The organism is Mesorhizobium sp. M7A.F.Ca.CA.001.10.2.1 (genome assembly GCF_003998575.1).
GTDB lineage: Bacteria > Pseudomonadota > Alphaproteobacteria > Rhizobiales > Rhizobiaceae > Mesorhizobium.
Map to the genome: position 1 here is coordinate 1 of NZ_RZQY01000064.1, position 15584 is coordinate 15584.

16 protein-coding genes are annotated in these 15584 nt (G+C 61.9%); 12 read left to right on the forward strand and 4 right to left on the reverse strand.

The window, feature by feature from the left end; translation table 11 throughout:
- From EN964_RS06700 to EN964_RS06730, 7 genes are all read left to right on the forward strand, one after another.
- Window positions 1-2108 (forward strand): penicillin-binding protein 1A (locus EN964_RS06700; protein WP_164775747.1); only part of this gene is annotated, 2108 nt, incomplete at its 5' end.
- Between the two features lie 118 nt (window positions 2109-2226).
- Window positions 2227-3358, forward strand: a protein-coding gene (prfB, locus tag EN964_RS06705; protein WP_127272597.1) for a peptide chain release factor 2 whose coding sequence is annotated in 2 segments (ribosomal slippage) — window positions 2227-2292 and window positions 2294-3358 — 1131 coding nt in all. Because the reading frame shifts where the segments join, the coding sequence is not laid out codon by codon here.
- A 79-nt stretch (window positions 3359-3437) separates the two neighbouring features.
- A complete protein-coding gene (locus tag EN964_RS06710; protein WP_127270927.1) occupies window positions 3438-3857 on the forward strand; it encodes a GFA family protein in 420 nt (139 codons plus the stop codon).
- A 286-nt stretch (window positions 3858-4143) separates the two neighbouring features.
- On the forward strand, window positions 4144-4521 hold the full coding sequence (locus tag EN964_RS06715) for a hypothetical protein (RefSeq protein WP_023812122.1): 378 nt from the start codon (window positions 4144-4146) through the stop codon (window positions 4519-4521).
- Window positions 4522-4679: 158 nt separating this feature from the next.
- Window positions 4680-5048, forward strand: a complete 369-nt coding sequence (locus EN964_RS06720) for a GFA family protein (protein ID WP_024503891.1) — start codon at window positions 4680-4682, stop codon at window positions 5046-5048.
- Window positions 5049-5224: 176 nt separating this feature from the next.
- On the forward strand, window positions 5225-5875 hold the full coding sequence (locus tag EN964_RS06725) for an OmpA family protein (protein ID WP_013531371.1): 651 nt from the start codon (window positions 5225-5227) through the stop codon (window positions 5873-5875).
- Between the two features lie 227 nt (window positions 5876-6102).
- Window positions 6103-6708 carry a hypothetical protein gene (locus tag EN964_RS06730; protein WP_127272004.1) on the forward strand — a complete coding sequence of 202 codons (606 nt, stop codon included), beginning with the start codon at window positions 6103-6105 and terminating at the stop codon, window positions 6706-6708.
- Window positions 6709-6781: 73 nt separating this feature from the next.
- On the opposite strand, the gene EN964_RS06735 is transcribed toward EN964_RS06730, so the two are convergent.
- Window positions 6782-8368, reverse strand: a complete 1587-nt coding sequence (locus tag EN964_RS06735; protein ID WP_164775748.1) for a DEAD/DEAH box helicase — start codon at window positions 8366-8368, stop codon at window positions 6782-6784.
- A 202-nt stretch (window positions 8369-8570) separates the two neighbouring features.
- On the reverse strand, window positions 8571-9344 hold the full coding sequence (locus EN964_RS06740; RefSeq protein ID WP_127270270.1) for an NAD kinase: 774 nt from the start codon (window positions 9342-9344) through the stop codon (window positions 8571-8573).
- Between the two features lie 290 nt (window positions 9345-9634).
- On the opposite strand from EN964_RS06740, the gene EN964_RS37575 reads away from it, so the two are divergent.
- Window positions 9635-9799, forward strand: a complete 165-nt coding sequence (locus tag EN964_RS37575; protein ID WP_164748845.1) for a hypothetical protein — start codon at window positions 9635-9637, stop codon at window positions 9797-9799.
- Between the two features lie 274 nt (window positions 9800-10073).
- Entirely contained in the window at window positions 10074-11045 is a 972-nt protein-coding gene (locus EN964_RS06745) for an NAD-dependent epimerase/dehydratase family protein (RefSeq protein ID WP_127272607.1), read from the forward strand.
- Between the two features lie 117 nt (window positions 11046-11162).
- Here the strand turns inward: EN964_RS06745 and EN964_RS06750 are convergent, their stop codons facing one another.
- Entirely contained in the window at window positions 11163-11345 is a 183-nt protein-coding gene (locus EN964_RS06750) for a hypothetical protein (RefSeq protein ID WP_127269125.1), read from the reverse strand.
- A gap of 66 nt (window positions 11346-11411) precedes the next feature.
- On the opposite strand from EN964_RS06750, the gene EN964_RS06755 reads away from it, so the two are divergent.
- The 3 genes from EN964_RS06755 to EN964_RS06765 all read left to right on the forward strand — a co-directional run bounded on the left by EN964_RS06755 (window position 11412) and on the right by EN964_RS06765 (window position 14778).
- Window positions 11412-12446 carry an extracellular solute-binding protein gene (locus EN964_RS06755; RefSeq protein WP_127269126.1) on the forward strand — a complete coding sequence of 345 codons (1035 nt, stop codon included), beginning with the start codon at window positions 11412-11414 and terminating at the stop codon, window positions 12444-12446.
- 88 nt (window positions 12447-12534) lie between these two features.
- Window positions 12535-13962 (forward strand): amidase, encoded by a 1428-nt coding sequence (locus EN964_RS06760; protein ID WP_127269127.1) that lies wholly within the window; start codon window positions 12535-12537, stop codon window positions 13960-13962.
- A gap of 114 nt (window positions 13963-14076) precedes the next feature.
- Entirely contained in the window at window positions 14077-14778 is a 702-nt protein-coding gene (locus tag EN964_RS06765; RefSeq protein WP_013531378.1) for a TetR/AcrR family transcriptional regulator, read from the forward strand.
- 5 nt (window positions 14779-14783) lie between these two features.
- Here the strand turns inward: EN964_RS06765 and EN964_RS06770 are convergent, their stop codons facing one another.
- Entirely contained in the window at window positions 14784-15542 is a 759-nt protein-coding gene (locus EN964_RS06770; RefSeq protein WP_127269128.1) for an MBL fold metallo-hydrolase, read from the reverse strand.
- Window positions 15543-15584: the final 42 nt, after the last annotated feature.

Sequence of the window (15584 nt, forward strand, 5' to 3'; positions counted from 1 at the left end):
GGCGTCAGGTCGGCGCCTCGACGATCACCCAGCAGGTGGCGAAGCACTTCCTGTTGTCCTCGGACCAGACCTACGAGCGCAAGATCAAGGAGATGATCCTCGCCTTCCGCATCGAGCAGGCCTATCCCAAGGATCGCATTCTCGAGCTCTACCTCAACGAAATCTTCTTCGGCTTCGGCGCCTATGGCGTCGCCGGTGCGGCGCTGACCTATTTCGACAAGTCGGTCAACGAACTGTCCGTGGCAGAGGCCGCCTACCTGGCTTCCCTGCCCAAGGGGCCGAACAACTACCACCCTTTCAAGCATGCCGATCGCGCGATCGAGCGTCGCAACTGGGTCATCGACCAGATGGTCGAGAACGGCTACGTCACGCGTGAGGAAGGCAACAAGGCCAAGGCCGAGCCGCTGGGCGTGACGCCGCGCCGCAGCGGCACCTATCTGTTCGCCGGCGAGTACTTTACCGAAGAGGTGCGCCGCCAGATCATCGCCCGCTACGGCGAGAACGCGCTTTACGAAGGCGGCCTCTCCGTCCGCACCACGCTCGATCCGAAGATACAGCTCATTGCCCGCAAATCGATGCAGAACGGGTTGATGAAATACGACACGCTGCGCGGTTATCGCGGGCCGGTAACATCGATCGACGTGTCGGGCGACTGGGGCGTGCCGCTTGGCGCCGTCAAGGGGCTGGAGGATGTTCCCGAATGGTCGCTCGCCGTCGTGCTCGACAGTTCGGCGACCGGGCTGTCGATCGGCCTGCAGCCCGCACGGCAGGCGTCGGGCGAGATCGTCAAGGAGCGCGTCGAAGGCACCGTCAGCAAGGAGGACATGGGTTTTGCCATGCGCCATGTGGTTGCCGGCAAGACCGTCAAGGCCAAGTCGCCGGCGGAGGTGCTGAAGCCGGGCGACGTCATCTTCGTGCAGAAAAACGATGGTGCCGATGGCGCCTACAGCCTGCGCCAGGTGCCCGAAGTGGAAGGCGGCCTGATCGCCATGGACCCGCACACCGGCCGCGTGCTGGCCATGGTCGGCGGCTTCTCCTATGCGCAGTCCGAATTCAACCGCGCCACGCAAGCCATGCGCCAGCCGGGCTCCTCGTTCAAGCCGATCGTCTATTCGGCCGCACTCGACAATGGCTATACGCCGGCCTCGGTGATCATGGACGGGCCGATCACGATCCAGAGCGGCAACACGAGCTGGACGCCGAAGAATTACGACGGCACCGTTGCCGGTCCGGCGACCCTGCGCTCCGGCATCGAGAAGTCGCGCAACCTGATGACGGTGCGGCTTGCCAATGACATGGGGATGAAGCTGGTCGTCGAATATGCCGAGCGCTTCGGTGTCTACGACCATCTGGCACCCTATCTACCGATGGCGCTGGGTTCCGGCGAAACCACCGTGATGCGCATGGTGTCGGCCTATTCGATCATGGCCAATGGCGGCAAGTCGATCAAACCGTCGCTCATCGACCGCATCCAGGACCGCTACGGCAAGACGGTGTTCAAGCAGGACGAACGTGGCTGCCAGGGCTGCAATGCGCCCGAATGGCAGAACCAGCCGGAGCCGGAACTCGTCGACAATTCCGAGCAGGTGCTCGATCCGATGACGGCCTACCAGATCACCTCGATGATGGAAGGTGTCGTGCAACGCGGCACCGGCGCCACCATCAGTGAACTCGGCCGTCACATCGCTGGCAAGACTGGAACGACCAACGACGAAAAGGACGCCTGGTTCATCGGTTACACGCCCAACCTCGTCGTCGGCCTCTACATGGGCTACGACACGCCGCGCGGCCTTGGCCATGGCGCCACCGGTGGCGGCCTCGCAGCCCCGATCTTCAAGGACTTCATGCGGGTGGCGCTGGACGGCACGCCCAATGTCGATTTCAAGGTGCCCGAAGGCATGAACCTGGTCGCCATCAACCGCAAGACCGGCATGCGTGCCGCATCGGGCGATCCGGGCACCATCATCGAAGCCTTCAAGCCGGGTACCGGTCCCGCCGACAGCTATTGGGTCATCGGCATGGGCGCCGACGGCTCCAATGCCACCGGTGGCGCGTTGTCACCGCAGGCCAACCAGGCCATCCAGTCCGGCGGCGGCGGCCTCTACTGACGATTTTCATGAGCGGATGGGCTGGCCTTGGCGCCAGCCCATTTTGCTTTACAGCCGGCGGCGGCCTGCCTATGTATCGCGCCGACCGACTTCAGCAAACAGGACAGAACAGCCAGCCATGCGCGCGGAAACGCAGAATATTGTCGACGAGATCAGGCAGGCGATAACCCTGCTGAGGAGGCATCTTTGACTGGGATCAGGCCATAAAGCGGCTTGAATACCTTAATGTGCGCGCCGAGGACGCCAGCCTCTGGAACGAGCCGCTGGAAGCGCAGAAGCTGATGCGCGAGCGCCAGGGCCTGGAAGAGGGCATCGCCTCGGTGAAAGGTCTGACGCAGGCGCTGGAAGACAATATCGGCCTGATCGAGCTCGGCGAGGAAGAGCGCGACGAGGGGGTCATTGCCGAGGCCGAAGCCGCGATCCGCTCGATGCAAGGCGAAGCGAAGGCCCGCCAGGTCGAGACGTTGCTGTCGGGTGAAGCAGATTCCAACGACACCTATCTCGAAATCCATGCCGGTGCCGGCGGCACCGAAAGCCAGGACTGGGCCTCGATGCTGCTGCGCATGTACACGCGCTGGGCCGAGCGTCGTCGCTTCAAGGTCGAAGTGCTGGAAATGCATGACGGCGAAGAGGCCGGCATCAAGTCGGCCACGTTGATGATCAAAGGCCACAATGCCTATGGCTGGATGAAGACGGAATCGGGCGTTCATCGCCTGGTGCGTATTTCGCCCTATGACAGCAATGCGCGCCGGCATACGTCCTTCGCCAGCGTCTGGGTCTATCCGGTCATCGACGACACGATCGAGATCGACGTCTCGGAATCGGATGTCCGCATCGATACTTATCGCTCGTCCGGCTCGGGCGGCCAGCACGTCAACACCACCGATTCGGCGGTGCGCATCACGCATCTGGCCACCGGCATTGCGGTCGCCTGCCAAGCCGAACGTTCGCAGCACAAGAACAAGGCCAAGGCCTGGGAGATGCTGCGCTCGCGCCTTTACGAGGAAGAGCTGAAGAAGCGCGAGGCAGTTGCAAACGCCACCGAAGCGTCGAAGAGTGATATAGGCTGGGGTCACCAGATACGCTCCTATGTGCTGCAGCCCTACCAGCTGGTGAAGGATCTCCGCACCGGCGTCGAGAGCACCAGCCCGTCGAGCGTGCTCGATGGCGACCTCGACGATTTCATGGAAGCCTCGTTGTCGCAGCGCATCGAAGGCGGTGCGGGCGAAGCCGTAGCAGACCTGGATTAGGATATGTCCATGTTCAGGTGAGGCTAGCCTGACCTCAATCTGAACATACCCCTGCGCACCACAGCGACGGAGGAGTGGGTTGCCGAGCAAGCTCACCGGAAAGTGCTTCTGCGGCGCGGTTCACTACGAGGTCGCCGACGAATTCCTCTATGCCGCGAATTGCCATTGTTCGAACTGCCGGCGCACCACCGGTTCGGCCTTCAAGCCTTTCGCCGGTATCGAGCGTGAAAAGCTTGTCCTCACCGAAGGCGGGGACAAGCTCCTGATCTTTGGCGACGAAAGCGGCCATAACGCGCATTGCGGCCGGTGCGGCTCCTTGCTTTATTCGCTGGTGCGCGACGGCGCCTACGTCCATGTCGCCATGGGAACGCTCGTCAACGACCCGTCCATCCGCCCGACCGAGCACATCTTCGTCGGTTCGAAGGCGGGCTGGTTCACCATCACCGATGACCTGCCGCAGCATCAAGAGCACGTGATTGCCGGCTCTGACCAGCAATAGGCTGGAACCACAGCGGGCCAATTCCGTTTATTCGACGCCCGTTTGCCGGGAATTGACCTTGGCCTCATCTCGTCGGCGGTAGCGGATACCTGACGTCTATAGAACGATGTCGGGAATGCATCTTCTTGCGCCGACCAAGGAATCAGCCCAGCATCCAAACGCTGGGAGAGAAAAAGCATTTATGGCCGGACGCGGCATATCTGCGACCCGACGATCCGGCCACTGGGAAGATACGTTCCGGGAACGGGCAAGCGAAACGCTTGAGCTCGTTTGAAAGGAACGCGTCATGTCTGCTGCCACACTCAGATCGGCCAATGCCGTTCAACCGGCTGGCCGACTTTTGTTTTCCCTGTTCGCGATCGGCGCGATGGCAATGCTGACGGCACCCGCCTTCGCGCATGACGCCACACCCACGGCGGCAAAGCCACAGGGCTGGAGTTATCCGTTCGCATGCTGCGCCAACTATGATTGTCGCACGACCCATACAGGCGAAGTGCTGGAGAAACCCGAGGGCTATGTCATCGCCGGAACGGGTGAGATCGTTCCAATGACCGACAAGCGTGTCAAGGACAGCCCGGACGGCGAGTTCCATTGGTGTGCGCACCAGGCGGGCCTCGACGCCGGCAAGACAATCTGCCTGTTCGTGCCGCCGCGCTCCTATTGACGACAGGACGGCGGTCGGACGTCCGCGGTCGCGTGTGACCGGGACCGCAGGCCGGGTTTGCGCAGTTCGGGTGATGCCTGCTGACAGACAGTTGTCAGGAGCACCTCTTTATGCTGCCTTTGCCGCACGGGGTGGCGGGCGACAGGAGGAGTTCGTTGATGACCATCAAGGCAAGCTGTCATTGCAAGGCGACGACATTCGAGGTTTCGCAGGCACCGCAGACGGTGACGCAATGCACCTGTTCTTTCTGCTCGAAGCGCGGCTCGCTCTGGGCCTACTACGTGCCTTCGCAATTCAAGCTCACCAGCCCGATGGAGAACGTCTCTTTCTACCGCTGGGGATCGAAAACCGTAAAGCACGGTTTTTGCGCCACCTGCGGCTGCGGCACCTTTACCGAAACGCCGGACTGGTCGACCGGCGAGCCGGATTTCGACAATCCCAAGATCAGCGTCAACTCGCGACTGTTCGACGATTTCGATCTCGACAAGGTCGAAGTGGTGGTCATAGACGGCAAGAACCTCTGGTAGCCTGATCCGAACGATTGCGGCCCGGCGATGCGGCGCTATCACTGTGTATCGGTCCCTCGGGAAAAGCCGTGAGCGGCGCTTTTGCCGTTCCGCTTTTCGCCGCAATTCGTGGTACAAGTCGCGGGAAGGGCTGATTTGGCGCCACCGCAAGGCGTGACTTGGAGAGGGACCATCCTATGAAAAAGACTGTGCTCGTCGTCGTGGCGACGGCTGTGCTCGTGAGCGCCTGCACCACCACCGATCCGTATACGGGCGACCAGAAGATTTCCAACACGGCGGCCGGCGCCGGCCTTGGTGCCCTGGCGGGTGCAAGCCTTGGCCTGCTTGCCGGCGGCAACGACCGCCGCAACGCACTGATCGGCGCCGGCATCGGCGCGCTGGCCGGCGGCGCCATCGGCGCCACCATGGACCAGAACGAGGCCGAACTGCGCCGGCAGCTCGAGGGCACCGGTGTCAGCGTCACCCGCAGCGGCGACCAGATCATCCTCAATATGCCGTCCGACATCACCTTCAACTCGGACCAGGATGCGGTGAAGCCCGGCTTCTACCAAGTCCTGAACTCTGTCGCGCTGGTGCTGAAGAAGTTCAAGCAGACCACGGTCGACGTGTTCGGCCACACCGATTCGACCGGTGGCGACCAGCACAATTTCGATCTGTCGCAGCGTCGTGCTTTGGCGGTGGCGAACTATCTGTCCGGTCAGGGCGTGGATCAGCGACGCTTCGCAGTCACAGGCTTCGGCAAGACGCGCCCCGTCGCATCCAATGCCACGGCCGAAGGTCGCGCCCAGAACCGCCGCGTCGAGATCCAGCTTTCGCCGCTCACCTGATTTGTACGGCAAACCAATGCGAAACGGCTCCCATGGGGGGCCGTTTTTGTTTGAGCGGATATTGGTGTTATTCAATTAGTTATTCCTAAAATACATCTTTCCCGCAGCTATGGAAAGGAATAGCATCATCGCTGTTCCTGAGGGGATGAGGCGGTGTCACTGGCCGCGCAATCAGCATTTTTCCGCCTCGGTCTTGCACGGCCAGATCAGAAATCTGGGAGGAATGCATGACAAGAACAGCCAGCCTTGGGCGCTGCGGCGTCCTCGTTTTGACAGGTTTGGTAGGCGCGTGGCTGAACGTTGCTTCGGCTCGCGCCGAGGACGCCAACAAGGCCGACATCGAAGCCTTGAAGAAGTCGCTCGCCAAATATGAGGATTACACCGCTGCCGTCCGCGACCTCTATCTGTCGACCGTCGGCTGCGTCCACTACAGCGGAGAAAAGATACCGGGCGCGATGGACTACCCGAAGGGCGCCATGGGCATCCACTTCGTCAATGTCCCGAGTGTCGGCCAGAAGCTTGATCCGATGAGGCCGAACGTGCTGATCTACGAGCCGACCAAGGAAGGCCTGAAGTTGGTCGGAGTGGAATGGCTGGTGCCGCTGACGCCGGACACCAAGGAGCCGCCCAAGCTGTTTGGCCAAACCTTCATGGGACCTATGGAGGGGCACTACCCTCTCATCCCGAAGGAGTTCGTCCATTACGACCTTCATGCCTGGCTCGGGGACAACCCGAACGGCATGTTCAGTCCGACGAACCCGAACGTGAAATGCAACAAGGCCGAGTTTCCGATGCTGGAAAAACCGACCAAGATGATGCCTGGGCCGATGTAACGGGCGAGCCAGGCTGAAAGAGCTTTGCCGAGAAGGCAGCCGAGTGGCCGGCTCGCCTTCGAAGCGGTCGGGATCAGACCTTGGCGACGATCCGCATGAAGGCCGGCATGTCGTCGCCGAAGCCAACGGTGGAATCATTGTCTTCCTGGTGGCGTTGGCGGGCAGGGCGGCTGTTGTCACGCTGTGGCCGGGTGTCGCCGCGTTCGGGTGCGCGCTGTTCATTGCGATCGGATGATTTGCGCTCGGTGTTTTCCGAACGGATCGCTTCCTTGCGCGAACGCCGTTCGCCGATGTCGGCGGCTGCGGCCTCGGCCACCGGCTGATCCTCGCGGACTGTTTCCGGTGCGGCATCTTCGCTGCGCTTGGCGTGGCGTTCGCGCGGTTTGCGCTCGCCGCTCTTTTCCCTGCCGCGGTCGTCGTCCTTGCGGCCGGCACGGCGCGGCGCGCCCTTGCCACGGCGCGGAGCATCGTCCTCGCCTTCGCTGGCAACCACCGTCGACAAGTCGCCGTCATGCCACTCGGTCTTGTTGCCGATCAGACGTTCGATGGCATCGATGTATTTGGTGTCAGATTTGGTCGCGATGGTGAAGGATTTTCCGGAGCGTCCGGCGCGCCCGGTGCGGCCGATACGGTGGACATAGTCCTCGGCGTGGATCGGCACGTCATAGTTGAAGACATGGCTGACATCGGGAATGTCGAGGCCGCGCGCGGCAACGTCGGAAGCGACGAGGTAGCGCAGCTTGCCGTCGCGGAAATTGGCCAGCATCTGCATGCGCGCGCGCTGGTCCATGTCGCCATGCAGCGCACCGGCGTCGAAATCATGCTTCAGCAGCGAGCGGAACAGCTCCGACACTTCGACCTTGCGGTTGCAGAAGATGATGGCGTTCTTCAGTTCTGCGTCTTCGGCCTTGATCAAATTGCGCAGCGTCTCGCGCTTGTCCCATGGCTTGGAGCCTGATTTGACCAGCCGCTGGATGATGTTGGTGGCGGCGGATGCTGCCTTCGAAACCTCGACGCGGACCGGCGCGTGCAGGAACTTTTCGGTGAGCTTGGTGATTTCGGGCGGCATCGTCGCCGAAAAGAACAGCGTCTGCCTGGTGAACGGGATCATTTCGCAGATGCGCTCGATGTCGGGAATGAAGCCCATGTCGAGCATGCGGTCCGCTTCATCGATGACGAGGATCTCGACGCCGTTGAGCAACAGCTTGCCGCGCTCGCGGTGATCGAGCAGACGGCCGGGCGTCGCGATCAGCACGTCGGCGCCACGCTCCAGCTTCTTGTCCTGTTCGTCGAACGACACGCCGCCGATCAGAAGCGCGATGTTGAGCTTGTGGTTCTTGCCGTATTTGACGAAGTTTTCCTCGACCTGAGCGGCGAGCTCGCGCGTCGGCTCCAGAATGAGCGTGCGCGGCATGCGAGCGCGGGCGCGGCCCTTTTCCAGCCTTGTGAGCATCGGCAACACGAAGGAGGCCGTCTTGCCGGTGCCGGTCTGGGCAATGCCCAGCACGTCCTTGCCCAGCAGGGCATGCGGAATGGCGCCCGCCTGGATCGGCGTCGGCTCGGTGTAGCCGGCGTCGGTGACTGCGGAAAGGACCTTCGGCGACAGGCCGAGGTCTGAAAAGGTCAACGCTTCTGGAGCGGTCGTGGTGTCTGAGGACAAGTGTTGTTGTCTTTGGCTGGTTCGGGGAAGCGCAACGGCGTCTAATGGCGTCTGTCGCGGCAAGCGCCACGCGCCTGCAAGATTGGTATTGCAATTAGGAGCAAGCCCTCGATTTGTCAACAGAAACGGGCAGCAATGGCACGATTGTGAAGTTGTAACCTTAATCGGGATGCTTAATCGACCTGTCGGTCGCAGCGCCGGCTCAATAGCGGAACTGTTCGGCGAGAATACGCTCGTTCCAGGAATGATTGGGATCGAACAGCAACGTTGCTGTCGCCGTTGGTGATTCTCGCACCGTCACCGAGGTCACGGCCTTGACCTCGGTATGGTCGGCGGCGGCGTTTACCGGCCGCTTTTCCGGCTCGCGGATGTCGAAGCGCACGGTCGCCTTGTTGGAGAGCAGCGCGCCGCGCCAGCGGCGCGGGCGAAACGGGCTGACCGGGGTCAGCGCCAGCAGCGGCGCGTCGAGCGGCAGGATCGGTCCATGCGCCGAAAGATTGTAGGCGGTGGACCCGGCCGGGGTTGCGATCATGACGCCGTCGCAGTTCAGTTCCTCAAGCCGGACCTGTTCGTCGACGGTGATGCGGATCTTGGCCGTCTGGTACGACTGGCGCCACAGCGCCACCTCGTTGATCGCCAGTGCTGAAATCGTTTCGCCTTCCGAGGTCACGGCCAGCATCTCCAGCGGGCGGATCGTTTCGGCGACGGCGGCCTCGAGACGCTCGGTGAGGCCACCGGAACGATACTCGTTCATCAGGAAGCCGATGGTGCCACGGTTCATGCCGTAGACCTTCTTGCCGGTCCCCATCGTGTCGCGCAGGGTCTGCAGCAGGAACCCGTCACCCCCAAGCGCAACGACGATCCCGGCCTCCTCGACGGAAGACTGGCCATAGCGCACCGACAGGCTTTCCAGCGCCGTCTTGGCGTCAGCGGTGTCGGACGAGACGAAGGCGATGCGGCTGGCGGCTTTGCTCATGGCTCCCCGATGACGACCGATTGGCAGCGGCCGGTTGCTGGGCCGCGCCAGCGCCGGGGTAGCATGGGCGGGGTACGTCTGCAAAGGGAGGTACCATCCCGGATGGCAACGCCATCCCGGATGATACGGCCATGCCGGTCGGCGGATGCGGGCATGCCGTTCGCGTATCATGTCAAAGGCTACGCGAATGTGATGGTTAAGACGGGCCTTAAAGTCTCGTAAAGCCGGATCGGTCATGTTAGCCGGCAGTGGATGGGTGGCGTGGGGGCTAGCCAGTCGAGGCCGACATATTGCCGGTAACACGCCTGATCATCGTCTTCCTGATGCTGGGAAGCTTCGCGCTGCTCTTTGCCGAACTGGTGCGCCAGTCCGAAGAGACGAGCTTCCGGCCGCAGCCCACGGCGTCGCGCTGTGGTGATGCAGCCGGGGCGCCATGCCCGCAAAGGGCGCTGTAGGCCTGAAATGTCCTGATCATCCTCGCGATGACGGGCAGCATCGGCGGTCGCTTCGATGCGCGACATCGCGCGGCAGTTTCTCTCCTTAAAAGCAGAGGCCGGTCGGCCGCCGCACGTTCCACTCGTGAAGGCTTGCTGTTTGCACTCGCGGCGCTTGGCGGTGTAGATGGGTGCATCGATTGGCGGAAAGGCTTTTGGGTAGCTCGCATCCGCTGTTGTTGGGAAACAAGCCCTGGGCTCGTTGACTGGCCGGTGTCTGGAGCGGGGGTTTTCCATGTCACGCAGCGTGTTGATCTCTGGCGGCTGCGGTTTCCTGGGCTCGCATCTGGTCGACCGTCTGTTGCGGCGAAGCGATCTGGAAAAGCTGGTCGTCGTCGACAATCTTTGGACCGGGACGCGAGACAACATCGCGCATGTCGCCGATCCGCGTTTCGATCTGCAGATTGCCGACGCCGAAAGCTTTTCATCCCTTCAGGGCTTCGATGAGATCATCCATCTCGCGTCGCCGGCGTCGCCGCTTTGGTACATGCGCGAGCCGGTACGCACGATCAAGGCCAATATCGGCGGCGCGCTCAATCTCCTGACGCTGCTCAAGCCCGGCGGTCGCTTCTGCTTCGCCTCGACCTCGGAAGTCTACGGCGACCCCCTGGTTTCACCGCAACCCGAGAGTTACAGGGGATCGGTGGACTGCACCGGTCCCAGGGCTTCCTATGATGAAAGCAAGCGCTGCACAGAGGCATTGCTGTTCGAGCAGCAGCGGGTCGGCGGGCTCGACATTCGCGTCGTCAGGATATTCAACACATATGGGCCACGAACCCGCATCGACGACGGACGCGCCGTCTCGAATTTTGCCATCCAGGCACTGACAACCGGGGTTCTGACGGTTTATGGCGACGGCTCCCAATCGCGCAGTTGGGGTTATGTCGACGATATCGTCGAGGGGCTGGAACGTTACTTCTGGCGCGACGGCATCTCGCATCGCGGTCCTCTGAACATTGGCAACGACCACGAGGTTTCGGTCCTGCGCATCGCGGAATTCGTAAGATCGCTTGTCCCCGGCAGCCGCATCGAGCACCACCCTCCAGCTCCCCAGGATCCGACAAATCGGTGTCCGGACCTGACTTTGGCGAGGCATGTCCTTCCTGGCTGGGAAGCGAGGACGAGCTATCAGGAAGGCATCGGGCGCACCTTCGATTGGTTCCGCCAGCGAATTGCGGCCGCGAGCATTTCGGCCTCCACGGCCTGACGCGTCCGGTATCGCGGCTAAACCTCTTTCTGCCTGCTCACTCAGTCACCATCTCATCGGGCGCATCGTCAATCGCCGAGCAATGGCCGTACCCGCGGAAAGATATTGACTGTATGTTTAGTCATAGTTACTCCTGAGGTCGCGAATTGAGTTGGACAGCCGGCGCCAGCCGGTGAATGGCCACAATGAAGAGGGGAATATCTCGACCGCGATGCGGCTTGCCGTTGCCGGTGCGCCGCATGCCGCGAGTGCGATGTCGACGGCCGCTCTCGTGCCGTCGATCGGCATTGTCGCGGTCATCTTTTCGTCAGCAGGAAACGGACCTGAGGCCGTAACGCCGCCGGTCCAACAATGGGAGCATGCAGCATGAACTTGAAACTGACCGTGACGGCCATCGGCCTGTCGCTGCTGACTGTCACGGGCGTGGCCCGTGCCGACGGCGAGCTCAACATCTACAATTGGGGCAATTACACCAGCCCCGACCTGATCAAGAAGTTCGAGGAGACTTACAAGGTCAAGGTCACCGTCACCGACTATGATTCCAACGATACTGCCTTGGCCAAGGTCCGGCAGGGCGCCTCCGGCTATGACATCGTCGTGCCTTCGGCGAGCGTCGTGCCGGTCTGGATCAGCGAAGGTCTGCTCTTGGAGACCGATCCCAACAAGATGGAAAACTTCAAGAACGTCGATCCGAGGTGGGTCGATGTTCCATTCGATCCAGGCCGTAAATACACCGTTCCATGGCAGTGGGGCACGACCGGCATTTCGGTGAACAAGTCGGTCTATGCCGGCGATCCGAACACATCGGCGATCTTCCTCGACCCACCTCCCGAACTCGTCGGCAAGATCAATGTCGTACCCGAAATGGGTGACATCATGTTCCTCGCCATCGCTTACGAGGGTGGCAAATATTGCAGCAGCGACATGCAGATGCTGAAGAAGGTGCATGACAAGCTGGTGGAGGCGAAGGCGAGATGGCTTTCGCTCGACTATGCGGCCGTCGATGGCCTGGGCAGGGGCGACATCGCCGCGGGCGTCAACTGGAACGGCATATCGCTGCGCGAGCGGCTTGAGAACGACAAGATCGTCTATGGCTATCCCAAGGAAGGCTATCCGATCTGGATGGACAATGTCGCTGTCCTCAAGGACGCCAAGAATGTCGACAACGCCAAGCTGTTCCAGAACTTCATCATGGATCCGCAGAATGCGGCGCTGATCTCAGCCTTTGCGCGTTATTCGAACGGCATCAAGGGCTCGGAAGCCTTCATGCCCGACGACATGAAGACCGCGCCGGAAGTCAACATTCCCGCCGAGTTCGCCGCCAAGGGCCAATTCATGCTGGCCTGCCCGCCCGATGTGCAGGCGCTCTACACGAAGATCTGGACCGACCTGCAGAAATGACCTGACCAGGCTTTCCCGCGCCGCCGCACGCGGCGCGGTCATCTTCCGTCCATGCCAAACGCGATGCGCAGATCGCAGGAGACTTCCCATGACCGATCTCGACCTTTGCTACATGCCGGCCAGCGAGGCGCTGCGGCTGTTCAAGGCAAAGAAGCTTTCGCCCGTCGAACTGATGCAGGCCACCATCCGCCGCGCCGAAGCCACCAAAGCGACGATCAACTGCCTCACCTTCACGCATTTCGACGAGGCGATAGACCTGGCCAGGAAAGCCGAGGCAAAATACGCCAGGGGCGCCCGGACCGGGGCGCTCGAGGGCCTGCCGATCGGCATAAAGGACGAGAGCTACATCAAGGGCAAGCGGACCTCGCACGGCTCGCTGCTGTCCGGGGATGCTATCGGTGGCCATACCTCGACGATGAACGAGCGCATCATCAAGGCCGGAGGCATTGTCCATGCCCGCACGGCGACGCCTGAATTCAGCTGCGCCGGCTACACCTGGTCGAAACGCTGGGGCGTGACGCGCAATCCGTGGAACCCGGATTTCACGCCCGGTGGTTCGTCGGGAGGCTCCGCGGCGACGCTGGCATCCGGCACGTCGTCGATCGCCACCGGTTCGGACATTGCGGGATCGATCCGGATTCCCGCGTCGGCCTGCGGTCTTGTCGGCTTCAAGCCGCCTTACGGGCGCAATCCGGACGAGCCGCCATTCAACCTCGACTTCTACTGCCACACCGGACCGCTGGCGCGAAACGTCGGGGATGCGATCCTGCTGCAGAATGTGATGGCCGGACCAAGCCCGCTCGACATCGCCACGCTGCGCCCGAAACTGCGCCTGCCGCTCGAGTACAAGCCGATCAAGGGCTGGAAGATTGCTTTCTCGATGGACCTTGGTTCTTTCGAAGTCGACCCGGACGTGCGCAAGAACACGCTTGCCGCCTGCGATGTGTTCCGTTCGCTCGGCGCCACGGTCGAGGAAGTCGATCTGGGCTGGGGCGACGAAGTGCTCAGGGCGGGCATGGCCTATCTCGAGCATCTGTTCGGCGCATCGCTGTCGCAGCTGCTCAAGAAGCACGGCAAGGACATGACGAGCTATGCCAGGCAGTTCGCCGAGGACGGGCAAAAGTCGAAGGCGACGGACTTTGTCGGAACACTCGACGTGGCGGCCAGGATGTACCAGACGCTGGGGCCGCTGCTGGAGACCTACGATGTGCTGATCTGCCCGACCAACGCGCTTCCCTCCGTGCCGGCGGAGTTCGATCAGACCACGGGTACGGTCGAGATCAACGGTAAGCAGGTGAACCCGTCGTTGGGATGGGTGATGACGACGCCGTTCAACATGATGAGCCGTTGTCCGGTTCTGTCCATCCCTTCGGGTCGGGCGGCAAGCGGCGTGCCGACAGGCATCCAGATCGTCGGCCGCACCTATTGCGATGCCGATGTTTTCCGAGCGGCCATGGCCTATGAGACGGCCAACGGGCAGTGGTACACAAACGCCGAAACGCGTCCGTCGCTATAACAGGGCGATGCGGCTCTTGCCGCGGTTGGAGAGCCGACGCCGGACACCTCGAATAGACGAATCTGTGGTGGCGCCGGTGATCGCGCCAGAAGGTCCGAAAGGAGCTGGACGAAGATGGCGCAACAAAAGGCTGCGGCGGCAAAACGCAAAGGCGCTACGGCGAAGAATGGGCGTGCGGCAAACGATGCCGCGCCGCCCAAGGACCGTCGGCGCGAGCGCGGCGAAGCCAGCGTGCAGCGGATCATCGACGCCACCATCGAACTCATCGCGGAGGAGGGGCTGGCAAGCGTCACCATGCAGCGCATCGCCGAACATGTCGGCTCGTCCAATGCCCTGGTCGTCTTCCATTTCCGCAGCAAGGAGAACCTGTTTCGCGCCGTCCTGCAGTATCTCAGCGATCGATATGATGAGCTGTGGGTGACGTTGGTGCGGGCGCCCGGCCTGTCGCCGGTTGAGCGGGCTCTGGGCGCGGTCGATTGCGCGCAACGTTTCGCCCGCCAGCATCCGAAATGGGTTTCAGTTTTTGTCGTGTTTTCCAGCGACCGCAAGAGCATGCAGATCTACAACGAAATCGGCCTGCCGAGCGACCTTGCCTACACCGCCGAGGCGCGCGAGCTGCTGATCGAGATTTCGCGCAGTGGCGGTTATACCGGCGTCGACATCGATACGCTGTCGGAGAGCCTGAATTATCTGGTTCATGGCGCCTGGTATTGGGATCATCTCAATCCGTCCAGCCGTGACACCAACGTGCTGCGCAAGACCATGCTGCTCCTGCTGCATCAGGCGTTCCCCCGGCATTTCGAACTGATGCGCTAACTGCTTCAGGGCTGCCGCAGATGGCAGCCGGCCTGCCGCTTTTGCGCCAGATACTCGTCGACAAGCTGGCGGTAGCGTACCTTGCCGAAGCTTGGGAAATGCCCGCCATGCACGACTGAGACATGGAGGTCGCGCAGGCGCATCAGCGTCGCCATGTAGTCGGGAATGTCTGAGTGGTAGACGTCGTCGATCAGCGGGCCGTCATATATGATGTCGCCGGATAACAGGATGCCCGTCCTGTTTTCGTAGAGTGCGATGCCGCCGGGCGAATGGCCGGGCGTGTGGATCACCTCGAAGGCACGGTCGCCGAGATCGACGACATCGCCCTGGCCGAGCAAACGGCCGGCGGGCGCAGGCAGAATGCCGTAGCGCGCCGTGTCCCAGCCTTGCGGCATGCGATCGAACATCTCGTCGGTCGCATAGGTGCCGGCTGCCGTCCATTCATTGCGCGGATCGGCGAGGATGCCGGCCTCGGCGGCGTGCACGCAACGCTCGGGAAATTCGTGGTGGCAACCGATATGGTCGAAATGCGTGTGGCTGGCGACGCAAATCAGCTTGCGCTCGCTCACCAGCGGTACATGGCGCCGGAGGCTGAAATGGCCGAGGCCGGTGTCGAAGAGGAGATCGCGATCGCGACCGCGCACATGCCACATATTGCAGCGGAAGAACGGCTTTATCCACGGCTCGTGGATCAAGGTCACGCCATCGCTCATGCGGATGGTTTCGTACCAGTCGGGTGCCTCAATGAGCGGAAGTGTTGCCATGTTCAATCCGTCAGAAAAGCTCAGTCCGTCAGCAGAATAATC